Origin of the sequence: Parahoeflea halophila, assembly GCF_900220985.1 — a bacterium.
Classification (GTDB): domain Bacteria; phylum Pseudomonadota; class Alphaproteobacteria; order Rhizobiales; family Rhizobiaceae; genus Hoeflea; species Hoeflea halophila.
The window spans coordinates 190,169-211,014 of sequence record NZ_OCPC01000001.1 but is presented as its reverse complement, the minus strand read 5'-3'; the positions used below and the strand labels follow the sequence as shown (position 1 = coordinate 211,014).

General features: G+C 60.3%; 20 protein-coding genes. 19 read left to right on the top strand and 1 reads right to left on the bottom strand.

Features of this window, described 5'->3' with window-relative positions; all coding sequences use genetic code 11:
- The first annotated feature begins 34 nt into the window (after positions 1-34).
- The 18 genes from CRO46_RS00995 to CRO46_RS00910 all read left to right on the top strand — a co-directional run bounded on the left by CRO46_RS00995 (position 35) and on the right by CRO46_RS00910 (position 18,480).
- On the top strand, positions 35-865 hold the full coding sequence (locus CRO46_RS00995; protein ID WP_244577736.1) for an NADH-quinone oxidoreductase subunit E: 831 nt from the start codon (positions 35-37) through the stop codon (positions 863-865).
- 104 nt (positions 866-969) lie between these two features.
- On the top strand, positions 970-3,051 hold the full coding sequence (nuoG, locus tag CRO46_RS00990; RefSeq protein WP_097104146.1) for an NADH-quinone oxidoreductase subunit NuoG: 2,082 nt from the start codon (positions 970-972) through the stop codon (positions 3,049-3,051).
- 13 nt (positions 3,052-3,064) lie between these two features.
- Positions 3,065-4,111 (top strand): NADH-quinone oxidoreductase subunit NuoH, encoded by a 1,047-nt coding sequence (gene nuoH / locus CRO46_RS00985; RefSeq protein WP_097104143.1) that lies wholly within the window; start codon positions 3,065-3,067, stop codon positions 4,109-4,111.
- Positions 4,112-4,169: 58 nt separating this feature from the next.
- The gene (nuoI, locus tag CRO46_RS00980) at positions 4,170-4,658 is read left to right on the top strand and encodes an NADH-quinone oxidoreductase subunit NuoI (protein ID WP_097104139.1); all 489 of its coding nucleotides are present in this window, start codon (positions 4,170-4,172) and stop codon (positions 4,656-4,658) included.
- A 144-nt stretch (positions 4,659-4,802) separates the two neighbouring features.
- Positions 4,803-5,417 carry an NADH-quinone oxidoreductase subunit J gene (locus tag CRO46_RS00975; RefSeq protein WP_097104135.1) on the top strand — a complete coding sequence of 205 codons (615 nt, stop codon included), beginning with the start codon at positions 4,803-4,805 and terminating at the stop codon, positions 5,415-5,417.
- Positions 5,418-5,443: 26 nt separating this feature from the next.
- Positions 5,444-5,752 carry an NADH-quinone oxidoreductase subunit NuoK gene (gene nuoK / locus CRO46_RS00970; RefSeq protein WP_097104133.1) on the top strand — a complete coding sequence of 103 codons (309 nt, stop codon included), beginning with the start codon at positions 5,444-5,446 and terminating at the stop codon, positions 5,750-5,752.
- A gap of 7 nt (positions 5,753-5,759) precedes the next feature.
- Positions 5,760-7,745 (top strand): NADH-quinone oxidoreductase subunit L, encoded by a 1,986-nt coding sequence (gene nuoL / locus CRO46_RS00965; RefSeq protein ID WP_097104131.1) that lies wholly within the window; start codon positions 5,760-5,762, stop codon positions 7,743-7,745.
- Positions 7,745-9,256, top strand: coding sequence for an NADH-quinone oxidoreductase subunit M (locus tag CRO46_RS00960; RefSeq protein WP_097104129.1), 1,512 nt, complete (start codon positions 7,745-7,747; stop codon positions 9,254-9,256). The genes nuoL and CRO46_RS00960 overlap by 1 nt, the downstream gene beginning before the upstream one ends.
- Positions 9,257-9,276: 20 nt before the next feature.
- Positions 9,277-10,719: an NADH-quinone oxidoreductase subunit NuoN gene (gene nuoN, locus CRO46_RS00955; RefSeq protein ID WP_097104126.1), complete on the top strand. Its 1,443-nt coding sequence runs from the start codon at positions 9,277-9,279 to the stop codon at positions 10,717-10,719.
- An 18-nt stretch (positions 10,720-10,737) separates the two neighbouring features.
- Positions 10,738-11,481 carry a biotin--[acetyl-CoA-carboxylase] ligase gene (locus tag CRO46_RS00950; protein ID WP_097104124.1) on the top strand — a complete coding sequence of 248 codons (744 nt, stop codon included), beginning with the start codon at positions 10,738-10,740 and terminating at the stop codon, positions 11,479-11,481.
- Positions 11,482-11,612: 131 nt separating this feature from the next.
- On the top strand, positions 11,613-13,283 hold the full coding sequence (locus CRO46_RS00945; RefSeq protein WP_097104121.1) for a ribonuclease J: 1,671 nt from the start codon (positions 11,613-11,615) through the stop codon (positions 13,281-13,283).
- Between the two features lie 10 nt (positions 13,284-13,293).
- Positions 13,294-13,698, top strand: a complete 405-nt coding sequence (gene mce, locus CRO46_RS00940; protein WP_097104118.1) for a methylmalonyl-CoA epimerase — start codon at positions 13,294-13,296, stop codon at positions 13,696-13,698.
- Positions 13,699-13,708: 10 nt separating this feature from the next.
- A complete protein-coding gene (locus CRO46_RS00935; RefSeq protein ID WP_097104116.1) occupies positions 13,709-13,990 on the top strand; it encodes a DUF1467 family protein in 282 nt (93 codons plus the stop codon).
- Positions 13,991-14,064: 74 nt separating this feature from the next.
- Positions 14,065-14,298, top strand: coding sequence for a hypothetical protein (locus tag CRO46_RS00930; RefSeq protein WP_097104113.1), 234 nt, complete (start codon positions 14,065-14,067; stop codon positions 14,296-14,298).
- Positions 14,299-14,774: 476 nt separating this feature from the next.
- Positions 14,775-16,118, top strand: coding sequence for a proline--tRNA ligase (gene proS / locus CRO46_RS00925; RefSeq protein ID WP_097106375.1), 1,344 nt, complete (start codon positions 14,775-14,777; stop codon positions 16,116-16,118).
- Between the two features lie 27 nt (positions 16,119-16,145).
- Positions 16,146-17,441: a lipoprotein-releasing ABC transporter permease subunit gene (locus tag CRO46_RS00920; RefSeq protein WP_097104110.1), complete on the top strand. Its 1,296-nt coding sequence runs from the start codon at positions 16,146-16,148 to the stop codon at positions 17,439-17,441.
- Positions 17,434-18,138: an ABC transporter ATP-binding protein gene (locus CRO46_RS00915; protein WP_179758904.1), complete on the top strand. Its 705-nt coding sequence runs from the start codon at positions 17,434-17,436 to the stop codon at positions 18,136-18,138. Before CRO46_RS00920 ends, CRO46_RS00915 begins: the two co-directional genes overlap by 8 nt.
- 90 nt (positions 18,139-18,228) lie before the next feature.
- Complete coding sequence (locus CRO46_RS00910; protein ID WP_097104106.1) at positions 18,229-18,480, top strand: hypothetical protein; 252 nt, start codon at positions 18,229-18,231, stop codon at positions 18,478-18,480.
- Positions 18,481-18,613: 133 nt separating this feature from the next.
- On the opposite strand, the gene CRO46_RS00905 is transcribed toward CRO46_RS00910, so the two are convergent.
- A complete protein-coding gene (locus CRO46_RS00905; RefSeq protein ID WP_097104104.1) occupies positions 18,614-19,291 on the bottom strand; it encodes an alpha/beta hydrolase in 678 nt (225 codons plus the stop codon).
- A 243-nt stretch (positions 19,292-19,534) separates the two neighbouring features.
- Here CRO46_RS00905 and CRO46_RS00900 point away from each other — a divergent pair, with 243 nt between their 5' ends.
- Entirely contained in the window at positions 19,535-20,707 is a 1,173-nt protein-coding gene (locus tag CRO46_RS00900) for a cysteine desulfurase family protein (RefSeq protein WP_097106373.1), read from the top strand.
- Positions 20,708-20,846 lie beyond the last annotated feature (139 nt).

Below are 20,846 nucleotides of genomic sequence, written 5' to 3'. Positions count from 1 at the left end.
GGACAAGAACCAACAGACGTCTAAGGAGAGACTGATGTCGATGTTTTCTTTTCCCACCGAGATGAACATGAACGAGATGATGAAACCGATGAATGCCATGGCAGATTTGACCAGAACGGAAGGCTTGGAAGTCTCCCCGTTGATGGTCTATCCGTTGGGTGCGGCGGCTGCGGCCACCGCGGTCGGTTTCGGCATGGCCGGGCAGATGGCCGGCATGATGATGGGGGCCATGCAGGGCGCCATGCAAAGCCAGGCTTCCCTGCTGGGCCAGCATCCCGACCTGAGCTGGATGATGCCGGTTCTGGCCGAGGACCTGGCGCCTGAAGAGCCGGAAGCTGCGGTTGAGGATGAGAAACCTGCAGGCGCGGAACAGTCTGCAGACATTGTCAATTTGAAGCCCGCGGCGGCGAAATCCAAGGTAAAGCCTGCTTCGGCCAAAGCGAAAACGTCGCCTGCCAAGACAAAGGCCGGTGCACCGGAGGCGAAAAGGGCAACCGAGGCCGCCGTCGAGAAGCTGAAGACGGACGCGGATGTGGCAGCAGCGGCAAGCACCGAGACGTCTGCGGTCGCCAATGCGCCGGCTGAGACTGCCAAACCGGTGTTGGCGCCGGAAGACTTCCGCCGCCCGGCTGAAATCGAAATGCCGGAGATGCCGGATGATCTCAAGCTGATTTCCGGTGTCGGGCCGAAGCTCGAACAGGTGCTCAACGGGCTCGGGGTCTGGACGTTCACGCAGATTGCGGCATGGAAGCCGGAAGAGGCCGCATGGGTCGACGATTATCTGCAGTTTGGCGGCAGGGTCGAGCGGGACCAATGGATTTCGCAAGCCGCTGCGCTTGCCAAGGGCGGGGCAACCGCCGACTAGGAATGCCAAAGCCGGGCGGTCTTCTCGCCCGGCCGAACACAATCAGGTCCCGGTAAGGGATGTACGCGGTCGTTTCGATCGTTCGCAAAGGTAGGACTGCTTGCATGGCCAAGATCAAGGTTGATGGAAACGAGATCGAAGTGCCGGATCACTACACGCTGTTGCAGGCGTGTGAGGAGGCCGGTGCGGAAGTGCCACGGTTCTGTTTCCACGAACGGCTCTCGATCGCCGGCAATTGCCGGATGTGCCTGGTTGAGGTGAAAGGCGGGCCGCCCAAGCCCGCTGCCTCCTGCGCCATGGGCGTGCGTGACCTGCGCCCCGGCCCGAACGGGGAATCGCCGGAGGTGTTCACCAATACGCCGATGGTCAAGAAGGCGCGCGAGGGGGTGATGGAGTTCCTGCTCATCAACCATCCGCTGGACTGCCCGATCTGCGACCAGGGCGGCGAATGCGACCTGCAGGACCAGGCCATGGCCTTCGGCATGGACAATTCCCGCTACGCGGAAAACAAGCGGGCTGTTGAAGACAAGTATATCGGCCCGCTGGTCAAGACGATCATGAACCGCTGCATTCACTGCACGCGCTGCGTTCGCTTTACCACCGAAGTGGCGGGCATCTCCGAGCTTGGCCTGATCGGCCGCGGCGAGGATGCGGAAATCACCACCTATCTCGAACATGCGATGAGCTCGGAGCTGCAGGGCAACGTCATTGACCTGTGCCCGGTCGGTGCGCTGACCTCGCGACCCTATGCTTTCCAGGCGCGTCCGTGGGAGCTCAACAAGACCGAATCCGTCGACGTGATGGATGCCGTCGGCTCGGCGATCCGGGTCGACACCCGCGGCCGCGAAGTCATGCGTGTGATGCCGCGCATCAATGAAGCTATCAACGAAGAGTGGATTTCCGACAAGACCCGCTTCATCTGGGACGGGTTGCGCACGCAGCGCCTCGACCGCCCCTATGTGCGCCGCAACGGCCGGCTTGAGGCAGCGTCTTGGGGTGATGCGTTCAGTGCGATTGCTGCGGCGGTGTCAGCGGCAGCACCGGAAAAGATCGGAGCCATTGCCGGCGATCTGGCGACCGTCGAGGAAATGTACGCGCTCAAGACGCTGATTGGGTCGCTGGGGTCCACCAATATTGATTGCCGCCAGGATGGCGCAGCACTTGATCCGTCGCTCGGCCGGGCAAGCTACATCTTCAACCCGACCATCGATGGCATCGAAGACGCGGACGCGATCCTCATCATCGGGTCCAACCCGCGCCGCGAGGCTGCAATCCTCAATGCCCGCATCCGCAAGCGCTGGCGGATGGGTGATCTGCCCATCGCGCTGATCGGCGAGCAGGCAGACCTGCGGTACGACCACGAATATCTTGGTGCCGGTCCGGAAACGCTGAAGGATCTGGTCGACGGCAACAACAAGTTCCTGTCCAAGCTCAAGCGCGCCAAGAAGCCGATGATCATCGTCGGACAGGGTGCGTTGTCTCGCAGCGATGGCGCCGGTGTGCTGGCCAATGCGGCCAGGCTTGCCGAAGCGGTCGGTGCGGTGAAGGGCGACTGGAACGGGTTTGCCGTGCTGCACACGGCGGCTGCGCGTGTCGGCGGACTGGATCTCGGCTTCGTGCCGGGCGAAGGCGGCCTAGATGCGGCGTCGATGCTGAACGGCACGGACGTGCTGTTCCTGCTCGGTGCGGACGAACTGGACTTTACCAAGAAGACCGCCGGCTTCACCGTCTACATCGGCACCCATGGCGACAATGGCGCACATCATGCCGACGTCATCCTGCCGGCTGCCGCCTATACCGAGAAATCGGGCACTTATGTGAACACCGAGGGCCGGGTGCAGATGGGCAACCGCGCCGCGTTCGCCCCGGGTGAAGCCAAGGAAGACTGGGCGATCCTGCGAGCGCTGTCGGACGTGCTGGGCAAGCGGCTTCCCTATGATTCGCTGGCAGGTCTGAGATCTGCGCTTTATGCCGAATATCCGCATTTCGCTGAAATCGACATGATTTCCACCGGTGAAGGCGGTGCAATTGCGGCAATTGCGAAGAAACCCGGCCGGATGAACAAATCGGCGTTTGCGTCTCAGGTCAAAGACTTCTATTTGACCAATCCGATCGCACGCGCTTCGGCGGTAATGGCTGAATGCTCGGCCTTGGCGAAGACTGCCAAGGCAGTGGCGGCGGAATAGGGGCGGAAACATCATGGACGGTTTCATCTCAAACTATGTCTGGCCCGCGGCCATCATGATCGGGCAGTCGCTGCTGGTTCTGGTGGCGCTGCTGCTGTTCATCGCTTATGTGCTTTATGCCGACCGCAAGGTCTGGGCGGCGGTTCAGCTTCGCCGTGGCCCGAACGTGGTCGGTCCGTGGGGTCTGCTCCAGTCGTTCGCCGATCTGTTGAAGTTTGTCCTCAAGGAACCGGTGATTCCGTCAGGCGCCAACAAGGGCGTGTTCCTGCTCGCACCGCTGGTGGCGGTGACCCTGGCACTGGCAACCTGGGCCGTGATCCCGTTCAACGCCGGTTGGGTGATCGCCGACATCAATGTGGGCATCCTTTTCGTGTTCGCGATCGCCTCGCTGGAAGTCTACGGCGTGATCATGGGCGGGTGGGCTTCGAACTCGAAATACCCGTTTCTGGGCGCGCTCCGCTCTGCGGCGCAGATGGTCTCCTACGAAGTCTCGATGGGTTTCGTCATCGTTGCGGTGCTGCTTTGCGTCGGTTCGCTCAACCTGACTGATATCGTTCTGGCCCAGACCAACGGCATCGGTACACGGATCGGTCTGCCAAACTCCATGCTCGACTGGCACTGGCTGGCGCTGTTCCCGCTGTTCATCATCTTCTTCATCTCGGCGCTGGCCGAAACCAACCGGCCGCCTTTCGACCTGCCGGAAGCTGAATCCGAACTGGTTGCGGGCTTCATGGTCGAATATGGCTCGACGCCTTACATGATGTTCATGCTCGGGGAGTATGCGGCCATCGTGCTGATGTGCGCGCTGTCGACCATCCTGTTTCTGGGCGGCTGGCTGCCACCGCTGGACGTGTGGTTCCTCAATTGGGTGCCGGGAATTGTCTGGTTCGTGCTCAAGGTCTGCATGATGTTCTTCATGTTCTCGATCGTGAAGGCGTTCGTGCCGCGCTATCGCTACGATCAGCTGATGCGGCTGGGCTGGAAGGTGTTCCTGCCGCTGTCGCTGGTGCTGCTGGTGATCGTTGCCTTCGTGCTCAAGCTGACAGGAACCGCACCGTGATCACACTCATCAATTCCCCATTCCGGCCGGTTGTGCCGGGCAAGAGCGGAGACTGACCATGGCCTTGGCTCAAGCCGCAAAATCGCTGTTCCTGAAGGAGTTTGTCGGCGCTTTCGTGCTGTCGATGCGCTATTTCTTCAAACCGAAGGCGACCGTGAACTATCCGAACGAAAAGGGGCCGGTGAGCCCGCGTTTCCGGGGTGAACATGCGCTCAGGCGCTATCCGAACGGCGAGGAACGCTGCATCGCGTGCAAGCTGTGCGAAGCGATCTGCCCGGCGCAGGCAATCACCATCGAAGCCGGTCCACGGCGCAATGACGGCACCCGCCGCACCGTTCGCTACGACATCGACATGGTGAAGTGCATCTATTGCGGCTTCTGCCAGGAAGCCTGTCCGGTCGATGCAATCGTCGAAGGACCGAATTTCGAATTCGCGACGGAAACGCGCGAAGAACTCTATTACGACAAGGACCGGCTGCTCGCCAATGGCGATCGCTGGGAACGGGAAATCGCTCGCAATATCGCGATGGATTCACCGTACCGATAAGACACCGGGACGGCGCATCATTCGGGCGCGTCGTCTTGAATTCACATGCGGGGGCAGGGGACGGCCTGGGCCAAACCAGGCTCTCTCCGGGACAGGGGCAAGACGGTCGCTGTCACTCGCGGGAAAGACGAAAAGGCGCCGATCATGGGTCTTCAGGCTCTGTTTTTCTATTTGTTTGCCTTCGTGGCAGTCGCATCTGCTTTCATGGTGATCGCGGCGCGCAATCCGGTGCATTCCGTGTTGTTCCTCATTCTCACCTTCTTCAACGCGGCAGGCCTGTTCCTGCTCACCGGCGCTGAATTCCTGGCGATGATCCTGCTGGTGGTCTATGTCGGCGCCGTGGCAGTGTTGTTCCTGTTCGTGGTGATGATGCTGGACGTGGATTTCGCCGAAATGAAGTCCGGAGCGCTGGAATATGCCCCGGTTGGCGCGCTCGTCGGCATCATTCTGGCGGCTGAGCTGATCATCGTGCTGGCAGGCAATGCCTTCAATCCGGCAGCGGCGGGCAGCGGCGCCAATCCGATCCCGGCACCGAGCGAGCGGACCAATACGCAGGCGCTGGGCGATGTGCTCTACACGGATTACATCTTCTACTTCCAGATCGCAGGCATGGTGCTCCTGGTGGCCATGATCGGCGCCATCGTGCTGACGCTGAGACATCGTGAACACATCAAGCGGCAAGACATCACCGAGCAGGTCGCCCGGACAAAGGAGACCGCCATCGAGGTGGTCAAGGTCAAGCCCGGCCAGGGCATCTGAACGCGGGGACGTGAAGGAATAATCGCATGGAAATCGGACTCTCCCATTACCTGACTGTCAGCGCGATCCTGTTTACGCTGGGCATTTTCGGGATTTTCCTGAACCGCAAGAACGTGATCGTCATCCTGATGTCGGTCGAGCTCATCCTGCTGGCGGTCAATCTGAACATGATCGCCTTCTCGATGCACCTCAATGACATCGTCGGTCAGGTGTTTGCGCTGCTGATCCTGACAGTCGCCGCGGCGGAAGCCGCAATCGGGCTTGCCATTCTCGTCGTCTTCTACCGAAACCGCGGCTCCATTGCCGTGGAAGACGTCAACATGATGAAGGGCTGAGAGAGCCATGTACCACGCTATCGTCTTTCTTCCTCTTATCGGCGCGCTGATCGCAGGTTTCGGTGGCCGTGCCATCGGCGCCAAGGCGTCGGAATATGTCACGACGCTGTTCCTGATCGTGGCCGCGCTTTTGTCCTGGGTGGCGTTCTTGGCCGTTGCCATGGGCGATGGCGAGATGATCCGTGTGCCGATCATGCGCTGGATCGATTCCGGCTCGCTCAATGTCGAATGGGCGCTTCGCATCGACACGCTGACTGCGGTGATGCTGGTGGTGGTCAACACCGTATCCTGCCTGGTGCACGTCTATTCGATCGGCTACATGCACCACGATCCGCATCGTCCGCGGTTTTTCGCCTACCTTTCGTTCTTCACCTTCGCCATGCTGATGCTGGTGACCTCGGACAATCTGCTGCAGATGTTCTTCGGCTGGGAAGGCGTGGGCGTGGCCTCCTATCTGCTGATCGGTTTCTGGTACAAGAAGCCTTCGGCCAATGCGGCGGCGATGAAAGCCTTTATCGTCAACCGTGTTGGTGACTTCGGCTTCCTGCTCGGCATATTCGGCCTGTTCGTGCTGTTCGGCTCGGCCTCGTTCGATGCGATCTTTGCCGGGGTGGCCGATTATCTTCCGTCCGAAGGCGCAGAACCTGGTGACGCCGTGATCACGCTGTTCGGCATGCATCTCGACAAGGCCAATGCGCTGACCGGCGTCTGTCTGCTCTTGTTCATGGGCGCGATGGGCAAATCGGCGCAGTTCCTGCTGCACACCTGGCTTCCCGACGCGATGGAAGGCCCGACGCCCGTTTCGGCGCTGATCCATGCCGCGACCATGGTCACCGCCGGCGTGTTCCTGGTTGCCCGCATGTCGCCGGTGTTCGAATATGCGCCGGATGCGCTGACCGTCGTGACCTGGATTGGCGCGATCACGGCTTTCTTCGCCGCGACCGTCGGGCTGGTGCAGAACGATATCAAGCGCGTCATCGCCTATTCGACCTGCTCGCAGCTCGGCTACATGTTCGTGGCGCTCGGCATTGGCGCCTATGGCGGCGCGATCTTCCACCTGTTCACACACGCCTTCTTCAAGGCGCTGCTGTTCCTCGGTGCCGGTTCGGTGATCCATGCCGTTTCCGACGAGCAGGACATGCGCCGCATGGGCGGCCTGCGCAAGAAGATCCCGATGACCTACTGGATGATGATCATCGGCACGATTGCGCTGACCGGCGTCGGCATTCCTGGTACCTTGATCGGCACGGCCGGGTTCTTCTCCAAGGACATCATCATCGAATCGGCTTTCGTGGCCCAGAATTCGGCTGCTGGCGTTGCCTTCGGCCTGCTGGTGATCGCGGCGCTGTTCACGAGTTTCTATTCCTGGCGGCTTATCTTCATGACTTTCCACGGAAAGCCACGGGCATCGGCAGACGTCATGCACCACGCCCATGAATCGCCGCCGGTGATGCTCGTGCCGTTGTTCATCCTTGCAGTCGGCGCGCTGCTTGCGGGCGTGGTGTTCAAGGAGTTCTTCTTCGGACATGATTACGACGCCTTCTGGAAGGGTGCGCTGTTCACCCTGCCGGGCAACACCATAGTCGAGGAGTTCCACTACGTGCCGCTGTGGGTAAAGCTGAGCCCGTTCGTGGCGATGCTTATCGGCCTGGTTTCGGCCTGGTACTTCTACATCCGCTCGCCGGAGACACCGAAGCGCCTGGCCGAGGATCACCAGATGCTCTACCAGTTCCTGCTCAACAAATGGTACTTCGACGAGCTGTACGACTTCATCTTTGTCCGTCCTGCGAAATGGCTCGGCTCCGTCCTGTGGAAACAGGGTGACGTGCGCGTCATCGACGGCTTCGGCCCCAACGGCATCGCCGCGCGCGTCCAGGATGTCACCGGCCGGATCACCCGGCTGCAGACCGGATTTCTTTACCACTACGCCTTCGTGATGCTGATCGGAATTGCAGCGCTTGTCACATGGATGATGCTCGGGAGTGCGTTCTGATGACCGATTGGCCACTACTGTCAGTTGTCACCTTCATACCTCTGATCTGCGTGCTGTTCTTGCTGCCAATCAAGGACGACACCGAGATCGGACGGCGCAACATCCGCCAGGTGGCGCTGTTGGGGACGACGGCAACCTTCGTGATGTCGCTGTTGATCTGGGCGAGTTTCGATGTCCGCGATCCAGGCTTCCAGATGGTGGAAACCATCGAGCTCCCCGGTTCGATGTTCTCCTACGCCATGGGCGTGGACGGCATTTGGATGCTGTTCGTCATCCTCACCACCTTCCTGATGCCGCTGTGCATCCTTGCAAGCTGGAACTCGATCGAGACCCGCGTGCGGGAATACATGATCGCCTTCCTGGTGCTGGAAACCATGATGATCGGCGTGTTCTGCGCGCTCGACATCGTGCTGTTTTACGTCTTCTTCGAAGCCGGCCTGATCCCGATGTTCATCATCATCGGCGTCTGGGGGGGCAAGCGCCGCGTCTATGCGAGCTTCAAGTTCTTCCTCTACACGCTTGCCGGCTCGGTCTTGATGCTGCTGGCAATCATGGCGATGTACTGGGATGCGGGCACGACCGACATAAGAACACTGCTGGCGCATAATTTCCCGGCTGAGATGCAGACCTGGTTATGGCTGGCGTTCTTTGCCTCCTTCGCCGTCAAGATGCCGATGTGGCCGGTTCACACCTGGCTTCCCGACGCCCACGTCGAAGCGCCGACCGCGGGCTCGGTGATCCTGGCGGGCATTCTGTTGAAGCTCGGTGGCTACGGCTTCCTGCGCTTCTCGCTGCCGATGTTTCCGATCGCCTCCGCCGACTTCGCGCCGTTTATCTTCGTGCTGTCGGTCGTTGCCATCGTCTACACCTCGCTGGTGGCGCTGGTGCAGGAGGACATCAAGAAGCTGATCGCCTACTCATCGGTGGCGCATATGGGCTTTGTCACCATGGGTATCTTCGCCGCCAACGAGCAGGGCGTCCAGGGCGCCATCTTCCAGATGCTCAGCCACGGTCTGGTGTCGGGCGCCTTGTTCCTGTGCGTGGGCGTTGTCTATGACCGGTTGCATACCCGCGAAATCGCGGCCTATGGCGGGCTTGTCAACAACATGCCGAAATATGCGGTGGCGTTCATGATCTTCACCATGGCCAATGTCGGCCTTCCCGGCACCTCGGGCTTTGTCGGTGAATTCCTGACGCTGATGGGCGTGTTCCGGGTGAACACCTGGGTGGCGCTGTTTGCCACTACCGGCGTGATCCTGTCGGCGGGCTATGCGCTGTGGCTTTACCGCCGCGTCGTCTTCGGCGCGCTGGAGAAGGAAAGCCTCAAGGCCATGCTCGACCTGTCGGGCCGCGAGAAGGCGACCCTTTATCCGCTGATCGCGCTGACAATCCTCTTTGGTGTCTATCCGGCGCCGATCTTTGATGTGACGGCAGCTTCGGTTGACGCACTGATCAACAACTACACGGCTTCGCTGCAGGCAGCGCGCGATCTCGCGCTGTCAGTTAACTGAGCTACGGAGACTGCGGGACCATGACGCCAGAAATTCTCTCAATCAGCCTTCAGCTGTCCGTGCCCGAGCTCATGCTGGCCGTGGGCGCGATGGTGCTCCTGATGATCGGTGTGTTCTCCGGCGAGAAGTCGGTGACGCTGGTCAACGGCCTGGCGGTCGCATTGCTGATCATGGCCGGCCTGGTGCTGGTGCTGGTGACCGGCAATGGCGAGGCCTTTAACGGTGCGTTCCTGTCCGACCCGTTCGCGCGTTTCATGAAGGTGCTGGCGCTGATCGGGGCGATTACCGCCATGGTGATGACCGTCGGTCACGCAAAAGCGGAGCGGATCGACAAGTTCGAGCTGCCGGTGCTGTTCGTTCTGGCGACACTCGGCATGATGCTGATGATTTCGGCCAACGATCTGGTTGCGCTCTACATGGGTCTCGAGCTGCAGTCGCTGGCGCTTTACGTGGTAGCCGCGATCAACCGCGACAGCCAGCGCTCGACGGAAGCGGGCCTGAAATACTTCGTGCTTGGCGCGCTGTCGTCGGGAATGCTGCTGTATGGCGCATCGCTGGTCTATGGCTACACCGGCCATACCGGCTTTGACGAGATTGCCGCTGCTATTGCCGGCGGCGAACGGTCGCTTGGCCTGATCTTCGGCCTTGTCTTCCTGCTTGCCGGTATTGCCTTCAAGATTTCCGCCGTTCCGTTCCACATGTGGACGCCGGACGTGTATGAGGGCGCGCCGACACCGGTCACTGCCTTCTTTGCCGCAGCCCCCAAGGTGGCCGCCATGGCACTGTTCGTCCGCATCGTCATCGTGGCGTTCGAGCCGGTGACGCTTGATTGGCAGCAGATCGTCGTCTTCATCGCGATCGGCTCGATGGGACTTGGCGCCTTCGCCGCGATCGGCCAGAAGAACATCAAGCGTCTGATGGCCTATTCGTCGATCGCGCATATGGGCTTCGCGCTGGTCGGTCTTGCCGCCGGCAGCCAGGCCGGTGTGCGCGGCGTGATCCTCTACATGCTGATCTACATGGTCATGACGCTGGGCACATTCGCCTGCATTCTCGCCATGCGGCGCAAGGAAGACGGCAATGTCGAACAGATCGACGATCTTGCCGGACTGTCCTCGACCAATCCGTTCATGGCGCTGATGCTGACCATCCTGATGTTCTCGCTTGCAGGCATTCCGCCGCTGGCAGGTTTCTTCGGCAAGTACTTCGTCTTTGTCGCGGCAATCGAAGCCAAACTCTATGCGCTGGCCATCATCGGGGTACTCGCCTCTGTCGTCGGTGCCTATTATTACCTGCGGATTGTCAAGATCATGTGGTTTGACGAGCCCGATGGTTCGTTCGCGCCGGTGGCAGGCGAGCTGAAGCTGGTGTTCGGAATTTCTGGCCTGTTCGTGCTGTTCTACGTGGTTGTCGGCAACCCGCTGGGTCTGGCCGCCGACGTGGCGGCGAAGACGTTCTTCTAAGATGGCGCGGCCCGCCATATGAGAGGTCCGGAATTCCGGCACATCGCGTTGGGGGATGTGGCATCCACCAACGCGGAATGCATGGAGCGGGCACGTTCGGGTGATCCCGGCAGATTGTGGGTAACCGCCACGCGGCAGACCGGCGGTCGCGGTCGCAGGGGACGGACCTGGGTATCAGAACCGGGCAATCTTTATTCGTCACTCCTGCTCATCAACCCGGGGCCGTCGAAGGCGCTTGCGAGCCTTCCCCTTGCTGTCACTGTTGCGGTTTTCGATGCGGTGGCTGCGGTCCTGCCGCAACGGCCACGTGGCCTGCTCAAGATCAAGTGGCCAAATGACCTGCTTATCGACGGCCGCAAGACCTCCGGAATCCTGATCGAAGCGGAACAGCTGGCAGATGGGCAAAGAGCGGTGGTAATCGGCTGCGGCGTCAATGTCGCGCACCGTCCGGATACCGGGCTTTACCCTTCGACGTGCCTTGCGGATCAGGGCAGTGCCGTCACACCACAGGAGCTGTTTGCGCGGCTGGCTGTTTCGATGGACAGAGCGCTGAAGGACTGGGACGAGGGCCGCGGTCTTTCCCGGGTGCGCCAGGCCTGGATCGAGCGCGCCGACGGGATCGGCAGGCCGGTGACAGTGAATTTGCCAGACCGGCAAATCCATGGTCTGTTTGACGGAATAGACGACGAAGGCAGGCTGATGCTTGCAATGCCTGACGGCGAGACACAGATGATCGCTTCAGGCGACGTGTTCTTTGCCTGAAAACGCATGGCTTTCACCTTGATCCCGATGCGGCCCCAGATGAAAACCATGCACATTCTCATGTGTGCTGCGACCTTGAACGGCAAACCCGGCTTTTGGCGCGGCTGCGAAATGATCAGACAGGATAGTTGATGACCAAGAAAGACCAGGATCTCGTATTCGTGCCACTCGGCGGTGTCGGCGAAATCGGGATGAATCTTGCGCTTTACGGCTACGGTTCGCCCAAGCAGCGTGAATGGATCATGGTCGATTGCGGCGTCACGTTTCCCGGACCGGAGCTGCCGGGGGTCGACCTGATTTTGCCCGATATCGATTTCGTCAAGAGCCTGGGGAAACAGCTCAAGGCGATCATCATCACGCACGCGCATGAGGATCATTACGGCGGCCTGGCGCAGATCTGGCCGCGGTTGAACGTGCCAGTTTACGCATCGGCCTTCACGGCCGGGATGCTGGAGGCCAAGCGGGCCTATGAGCGGACCCGGGCGGAAGTGCCGGTTACCCTGTTCAAGGCGGGCGAACGGTTTACCGCCGGGCCGTTCGAGATTGAACCGGTGGCCGTCAATCACTCGATACCCGAGCCGTTCTCGCTCGCTATCCGGACACCGCTTGGCAATCTCATCCATACCGGTGACTGGAAGATCGATGCCACGCCGTCGCTTGGACCGCTGACCGACGAGCATCGGTTCCGGCAACTGGGCGAGGAGGGAATCCTGGCGATGATGTGCGATTCCACCAACGCCATGCGCGATGGGGTCTCACCGTCGGAAAAGGAAATCAGCGCCGGGCTGCGCGAGGTCATCGAGCAGGCCGAAGGCCGGGTGGCCATCACCACCTTTTCGTCCAATGTCGGCCGCATTCGCTCGATTGCGGAGGCTGCGCGTGATGCGGGCAGGGAGGTTCTTCTTCTCGGAAGCTCGATCAAGCGGGTGGTCAATGTGGCCAGAGACCTCGGCATGATGGAGGGTATTCCGGAGTTCCTGGCCGAAGACGAGTATGGCTATATCCCCCGCGACAAGGTGGTGGTGATCCTTACCGGCAGCCAGGGCGAGCCAAGGGCGGCGCTTGCCAAGCTGTCGCGCGACGAGATGCGCAATGTCGCCCTGGCGTCGGGTGACACGGTGGTGTTTTCCTCGCGCGCCATTCCGGGCAATGAAAAGGGCATCATCGACATCAAGAACGGCCTCATCGAGCAGGGCATCAAGATCATCACAGACAGCGAGGCGCTGGTGCATGTTTCGGGACACCCGCGGCGGTCGGAGCTGGTGCAGATGTATGAATGGGTCAAACCGCAGATCCTTGTGCCGGTGCACGGCGAGGCAGCCCATCTCACCGCGCAGGCGGAGCTGGCGCAGGCCTCCGGAATCTCAATGACGCCACGCGTGCGCAATGGCGACATCCTGCGGCTGGCGCCGGGCGCGCCGGAAGTGATCGGCGAAGCTCATCACGGCCGTATTTTCAAGGATGGCCAGCTGATTGGCGATTACGACGAGATGGGGATCTCTGAACGCCGCAAGCTGTCCTTTGCCGGTCATGTGGCGGTCAATGTGGTGCTGGATCAGCGCTTTGAATTCCAGCGCGATCCGGTGGTCTCGGCAATCGGCCTGCCGGCCTTCGATGTTGAGGGCGACGACATGGAAGATATTCTCTATGATTCGGTGCTGGGCGCGGTGGAGAGCATTCCGCGCGGCCGCCGCAAGGACATCGACGGGGTGCGCGAGGCAATTCGCCGCTCTGTTCGTGCTGCGGCAAACGAGGTATGGGGGAAGAAACCTGTGGTGACGGTGTTCGTCACCAAGGTGTAAGAGGACGATCATGCTTGGACGGCTGAACCATGTAGCAATTGCAGTGCCTGATCTTGCGGCTGCAAGCGCGCAGTATCGAACCATACTGGGCGCCGAAGTGAACGAACCGCAGGTTTTGCCGGAGCATGGGGTAACGGTTGTCTTCATCAATCTGCCCAACACCAAGATCGAATTGCTCGAGCCGCTTGATGAGGCCTCGCCGATCACTGCGTTTCTTGCCATGAACCCATCGGGCGGCATGCATCATCTCTGCTACGAGGTCGAGGACATCTTGGCAGCGCGGGACCGCCTCAAAGCCGAAGGCGCACGGGTGCTGGGCGATGGCGAACCAAAGATCGGGGCGCACAACAAGCCGGTGCTGTTTCTGCATCCCAAGGATTTCAACGGCACCTTGATCGAACTCGAGCAGGTCTAGGAGCGCGTCCATGGGGTTTGGAACAGGGTTTGCGATCTATTTCATCATCTGGTGGGTGGTGCTGTTTACGGTGCTGCCGTTCTCGGCCCGCAGTCAGGCCGATGCCGGGGACGTGACTTTGGGCACGACACACAGCGCGCCGGCGAATTTTCGGTTTTCCCCGATCTTCTGGCGGACGACACTGATATCAGGCGCGGTGTTTGCCGCCTATTTTCTCGTGACTGTGGTCGGCGGGTATTCGCTTGACGACCTGGTCGCGCTTTCGCCCGACTTCAAGCCTGCCGCCGACTGATCCGACATGCTCCATGGAACTTTGCGCTTTGACCTCCGTTGGTCATTGCATAGCAATTTCCGATGGAGGCTTGAATGTCCAAGACACAGACGCAATCCGATCGCCTGACCGAAACCGACCTGGCCCAGGACAAGATGGGCGACAACGCGCTCCAGGGCAACGACCAGCGCAACGTGCGCAACCAGCGCCACGCGGTTCCCGATGTCAAGCAGACGCCGGATGACGGCGTGATCGAAAGCCTCGAAAAGATGGACAAGGACGAGCGCGCCGAAAGAGAACTCGGCAAGGGCAATCGCAGCTCCGACTGATCGACAGAACAGTCTGAAAACGGCTCCGGCACCAGGTGATGGTCGCCGGGGCCGTTTGCATATGCGCAGAGCAAGAAACTGCTGGCATGTGTTCAAAAAAAAACAAGGCTCGGAGCCTTGTTGTTCAGGTGTCGCGTGATCTTTTTCCCGGTTGCCCGGGGGCTGCGAGCAAAGCGCGCCTGAGATCCTATCCTCCCAAGACTTTGACCGCGAATTGGGCAACTCCCAATGAGACTTGCCTCTTTAGTGGGCTTTGTTTAGCCCAATGCGGACCGCTTGTCACGCGTTTTGTGACTGGGCTGTTTGCTACGAAAGGATTAGTGCCTCAAGCAAGTGGCGCGGCCGCTACGTCTTTGGTGTACGGGTTTTCTTTGCCGAGCGAAGCGGATAAGAACGCATGAGTCCTGACCGTCGTCGGGACAATCCTCTTTTTGCCCGAATCGGCCGTCAAGGCTGTAGTCAAACCGGATCATCCAATGCGTCTGTCCAAATACTTTCTGCCCATCCTCAAGGAAAATCCCAAGGATGCGGAAATCGTCTCCCACCGCCTGATGGCGCGTGCCGGAATGATCAAGCAGCAGTCTGCCGGCATCTATTCCTGGCTGCCGCTTGGCAAGCGCGTGCTCGACAAGGTTTGCAACATTGTCCGTGAAGAGCAGAACCGGGCAGGGGCGATTGAAATCCTGATGCCGACGGTGCAGCCGTCCGACCTGTGGAGAGAGAGCGGCCGCTACGATGATTACGGCCAGGAGATGCTGCGCATCAATGACCGCAACGACCGCGAGATGCTGTATGGGCCGACCAACGAGGAGATGGTCACCGACATCTTCCGCTCCTACGTCAAATCCTACAAGGACCTGCCGCTCAATCTCTACCATATCCAGTGGAAGTTCCGCGACGAACGCCGGCCCCGCTTCGGCGTCATGCGCGGCCGCGAGTTCCTGATGAAGGACGCCTATTCCTTCGATCTCGATTATGAATCTTCTGCTGCCGCCTATAACCGGATGTTCGTGTCTTACCTGCGCACGTTTGAACGCTGCGGGTTGAAATCGATTCCGATGCGTGCCGACACCGGTCCGATCGGTGGCAGCCTGAGCCATGAATTCATCGTGCTGGCTGACACCGGCGAAAGCCAGGTGTTCTGTCACCGCGATTTCGAGGCGTTCGAGGTGCCTGGTGCGGACATGAATTACGACGATGACGCTGCGGTTGCAGCGGTGGTCAAGAAATGGACGACGCCCTTTGCCGCCACCGATGAAATCATGGAAAAGGAAGCGTGGGCGCGCGAGGCCTGGGATGGGCTGGGCGAGGAAGCCCGCGTGTCCGCCCGCGGCATCGAGGTCGGCCATATCTTCCATTTCGGCACGAAATATTCCGAGCCGATGAATGCATTCGTCCAGGGCGCTGACGGCAAACAGCATTTTGTCTCGATGGGGTCTTACGGCATTGGTCCGTCGCGCCTGCTCGGCGCCATCATCGAGGCTTCGCATGACGAGAACGGTATTATCTGGCCGCAGAGCGTGGCGCCCTTCGATGTCGGCCTGATCAACATGAAGCCCGGCGATGCGGCCTGTGACGCGGCCTGTGAGAAGCTCGAAACCGCTCTTGAGAATGCCGGACTGGAAGTGCTTTACGACGACACGGATGAACGCGCCGGGGCGAAGTTCGCCAAGGCCGATCTGATCGGCCTGCCGATCCAGGTGATCGCAGGACCACGTGCGGTGGCCGATGGCAATGTGGAAATCAAGGTGCGGGCGACCGGCGAGCGCGAGACGCTTTCCATTGAAGCGGCGATCAACCGCCTCGCGCAAGCCCGGTAGGTCAAGCATGGTCCAAAGGATAGATCCATGACCGATGCGGACACGATTGATGTTTCTGCGCCGCCCAGCGCCCGGCCATTTTCGGCCTTTGAGCGGATGGTTGCGTGGCGATATCTGCGCTCGCGCAGAAAGGAAGCCTTCATCTCGGTGATTGCTGGTTTTTCCTTTATCGGGATTATGCTGGGCGTTGCCACGCTGATCATCGTGATGGCGGTGATGAACGGGTTCCGCGGCGAGCTGATCACCCGCATTCTGGGCATCAACGGACATATGATCGTCCAGCCGATCGATCGCCCGCTTGACGATTATGCAGCGCTGACTGACCGGCTCAAGGCGGTCGACGGGGTGCTGAATGCGATTCCGATGGTCGAAGGCCAGACGTTGGCTTCCGGCGTCGGGGGGGCAGGGACCGGCGCGCTGGTCCGGGGTATACGCACCGAGGATCTGGAGTCGATGAAGATCGTGTCCGACAATATCCGCTCTGGTGACCTGGTTGGCTTTACTGCCGGGGAAGGCGTGCTGGTCGGCTCGCGGATGGCGCAGTCGCTCGGACTCGGCGCCGGCGACATGATCACCCTGGTGGCGCCTGAAGGTGACGTGACACCGTTTGGCGTTAATCCACGGGTCAAGGCCTATCCGGTGTCCGGGATATTCGAGATCGGCATGTCGGAGTATGATGCCTCGATCATCTATATGCCACTCGAAGAAGCGCAGCTCTATTTCAATTCGGAAGGCATGGTTCAGTCGATCGAGCTGTTCATCGAGCAGCCGGAGGAAATCGACGCGATGCGGCCGTTGATGGAGGCTGCGGCAGAGCGGCAGATTTTCATCAGCGACTGGCGGCAGCGCAACCAGACCTTCTTTTCGGCACTGCAGGTCGAGCGCAACGTGATGTTCATGATCCTGACACTGATCATCCTGGTGGCCGCCCTCAACATCATTTCCGGGCTGATCATGCTGGTCAAGGACAAGGGCAGGGACATCGCCATTCTGCGCACCATGGGCGCGACCTCGGGATCTGTGATGCGGATCTTCTTCATGACCGGTGCTGCAATCGGTGTCACAGGCACCATCGCCGGCTTTCTGCTGGGAGTCGTGGTGTGCCTGAACGTCGAGAGCATCCGTCAGTTCTTCTCCTGGCTGTCGGGAACCACGCTGTTCAATCCGGAACTCTATTTCCTCAGCCAGCTTCCGGCGGACATGGATTCGGGTGAGACGATTGTCGTGCTGGTGGTGGCTTTGGCGCTGTCATTCATCGCTACCCTGATACCATCGTGGCGGGCCTCCAAACTCGATCCCGTACAGGCGCTGCGCTATGAGTGATGCGATGGGCAATGCGGTCACGCCGGCACTGCAGCTGGTCAATGTCAGCCGTCATTTCATTCAGGGCGACAACCAGATATCGATTCTGGACGAAGCAAATTTCAGCCTGTGGCCCGGGGAGACCGTGGCACTGGTGGCGCCATCAGGCAGCGGCAAGTCCACACTTCTGCATCTTGCAGGCCTGCTCGAGCATCCCGACGAAGGCGATGTCCTGGTCGACGGCGAATCCTGTGGTAACCTGCCGGACGACCGCCGCACGGCGATCCGGCGCTCGGAGATCGGCTTCGTCTACCAGTTCCACCATCTGCTGCCGGAGTTCTCGGCGCTTGAAAACATCATGATGCCGCAGCTGATCTCAGGACTGCCAATGCCAGAAGCTAAGGAGCGGGCCGAGCAGCTGCTCGACTACATGCGCATTGGGCATCGCGCTGACCACCGGCCCGCCGAACTTTCCGGCGGTGAGCAGCAGCGCGTGGCGATTGCGCGCGCGGTCGCCAACGCACCGCTGGTGTTGCTGGCGGACGAGCCGACAGGCAATCTCGACCCGGAGACGGCGGGTTATGTGTTCGAAGCACTCGACGCGCTGGTGCGGCAATCGGGTCTCTCCGCAGTCATTGCCACTCACAACCACGAGCTGGCGAGCCTGATGAACCGCAGGGTGACACTCGCGGACAGCAAGGTGGTCGAACTCTCTTGACGAGACCGGACAGCTTTTGTCGTTTGAGAAAAATCTTTGTCTGATGGAACCATGTGGCGCTGCACGAGTTGGGCAGTGAAAGGTGGAAACATGACAAAACCAAACTACGAGCTTCAAAATCGCGACGATGGCTGGGTCTATGTGATCGACGGCCGGCGCTCTCCATTCTATTCGACGCGCGAAGCGGCCATCAAGGCCGCGGAGGGCGAATCCGTGCCGCGGACATTTGACGAAGAGCTTGATGACGAGCTGGACGACGGCCTCGAGGATACATTCCCGGCCAGCGACCCGGTCTCCGTAACCAGAAGAGACCACACCGGCGGACCAGACAGAACCAAATGAGGCAAACTGAAGCGGGTCATCTTCCCTGATGGGGACTGACTCGTATTTGGGAACGTGCCGCTGCCGCGCTGCGCAAAAAAGGCATGGTGGATCTCTCCGCCATGCCTCTCTCGCGTGTTTGATGCAGAAGTCTCTAGCGCAGGCGTTTGGCTGCGGTGTCGGGCACGAGCTCGCCGGCGAGGCGGCGGTCAAGATAGTCCTCGCATTCGGTCATCAGCTCGTCAGTCTTGCCGGTGAAGAAGTGGTTGGCACCTGGAATCGTCTTCTGGGTGATCAGGATCCCCTTCTGAAGCTTGAGCTTTTCAACCAGGCCGTTGACGTCCTTTTCCGGTGCCACCTTGTCGGCATCGCCGTGAATAATGAGGCCGGAGGACGGGCAGGGCGCCAGGAACGAGAAGTCATAGGTGTTCGGCTGCGGCGCGATCGAGAAGAAGCCCTCGATCTCCGGCCGCCGCATCAAGAGTTGCATGCCGATCCAGGCGCCGAAGGAATAGCCGGCAACCCAGCAGCTCTTCGAATCGGGGTGCAGGCTCTGCACCCAGTCGAGCGCGCCGGCAGCATCGGAGAGTTCTCCGGCGCCATGGTCAAATTCACCCTGGCTGCGGCCGATCGAACGAAAATTGAAACGCAGAGTCGTAAACCCGCGCTGCTGGAACATATAGAACAGCTGATAGACGATCGGGTTGTTCATGGTGCCGCCGAACTGCGGGTGTGGATGCAGGATGATGGCAATCGGTGCGCTTTTTTCCTTGCCCGGCTGGTAGCGGCCTTCGAGACGACCGGCTGGTCCGTTGAAAATAACTTCAGGCATTGATACTCCATGCATAAGCTGGGTTCGCGCAGCCTGCCGACAGGTCTGTAAGTGCCGGCGGGCTGGTGGATATCGCGTCCGACACTTGACTGAGGCGGGGCGGCTCCCTAGAACCTAGTTTAGAATCGTTCGAAACTGCAGCGTGATCGCTGAAAGTTTGTGTGTCTTACGGCATCGGACACGGAAAATTCAAGAAAAATGCGTTCGCCATCACGGCAGACGGGATCCGCAGGCAACGAAACAATGGCTACTGGGCGTCTTTATTTCGATTACAACGCGACTGCACCGCTTCTTGCGGATGCACGGTCGGCGATGGTCGATGCGATGGCGCTCATTGGAAACCCGTCTTCGGTTCATGCGGAAGGCCGCAAGGCACGCGCCGTGGTGAGCGGCGCGCGTGACGCCGTGGCGCGGCTGTGCGGCGTTCCCGCGGCACAGATCGTGTTCTGCTCGAGCGCCACGGAAGCTGCCAACCATGTGCTGACGCCGGAATTCCGCATGGGCCGGTCGCCGGTCCGCGTCTCGCGGCTGTTTGTATCGGCGGTTGAGCATCCCGCCATGCTTGAGGGCGGACGGTTTGCACCGGAGCAGGTCACCGTTCTGCCCGTCGACGACAATGGCCGGCTTGATCTGGCGGCGCTTTCCGAGGCGCTGGCTACACATGACCCGGAGAGCGGCCAAGCCATGCTCGGGTTGCAGCTGGCGAACAACGAAACCGGCGTAATTCAGCCGGTCCGTGAGGCAGCAGAAATCGTCAAGGCCCGCCATGGCCTTGTGGTCGTGGACGCAGTCCAGGCTGCTGGCCGCCTGCCGCTTTTTCTTGAAGCGCTGGGCGCGGATTTCATGATCCTGTCGGGTCACAAGCTCGGAGGACCAAAGGGAATCGGCGCGCTGGTCAGTGCCGGCGAGATCCTGATGCCCGCGCCCTTGCTGCGTGGCGGTGGCCAGGAAAAGGGCCATCGCGGCGGCACTGAAAACCTGGTCTGCATTGCAGGCTTCGGGGCGGCAGCGGAAATGGCGCGGGGAGCTCTGGCCGGTATCGAGCGCGTCGCGGCGCTTCGTGACCATCTGGAAGCCCGGCTCAGAGAGCTTGCGCCCGATGTCATCATCCACGGCGCATCGGTCGACAGGCTTGCCAATACCTGCTTCTTCTCGCTCCCCGGCCTGAAGGCCGAAACGGCGCAGATCGCCTTCGACATGGAAGGTGTGGCAGTGTCGGCAGGAGCTGCCTGTTCGTCGGGAAAGATCGGCACCAGCCACGTGCTTTCAGCGATGGGCGCTGATGCAGATCTGGGGGCGATCCGGGTCAGCCTGGGCCATGATCACACGGAAGATGATGTTGAGCGGTTCCTGAAGGCCTTCACCGCGATTAATACCCGGCGGATGGCGCGCAAGAGGGCACCGGTTGCCGCCTGATGTGAGTGAAAAAATTCAATTCGCGAGCCAGGAAATTTCGCGAGTGACATAGCAGGGACAGCTGTCCCACCCTACATAGTGGTGAGCCATGATCGGCACATCACACGACGTTAACAAGCCACCGGCCTTGACCCGGCGA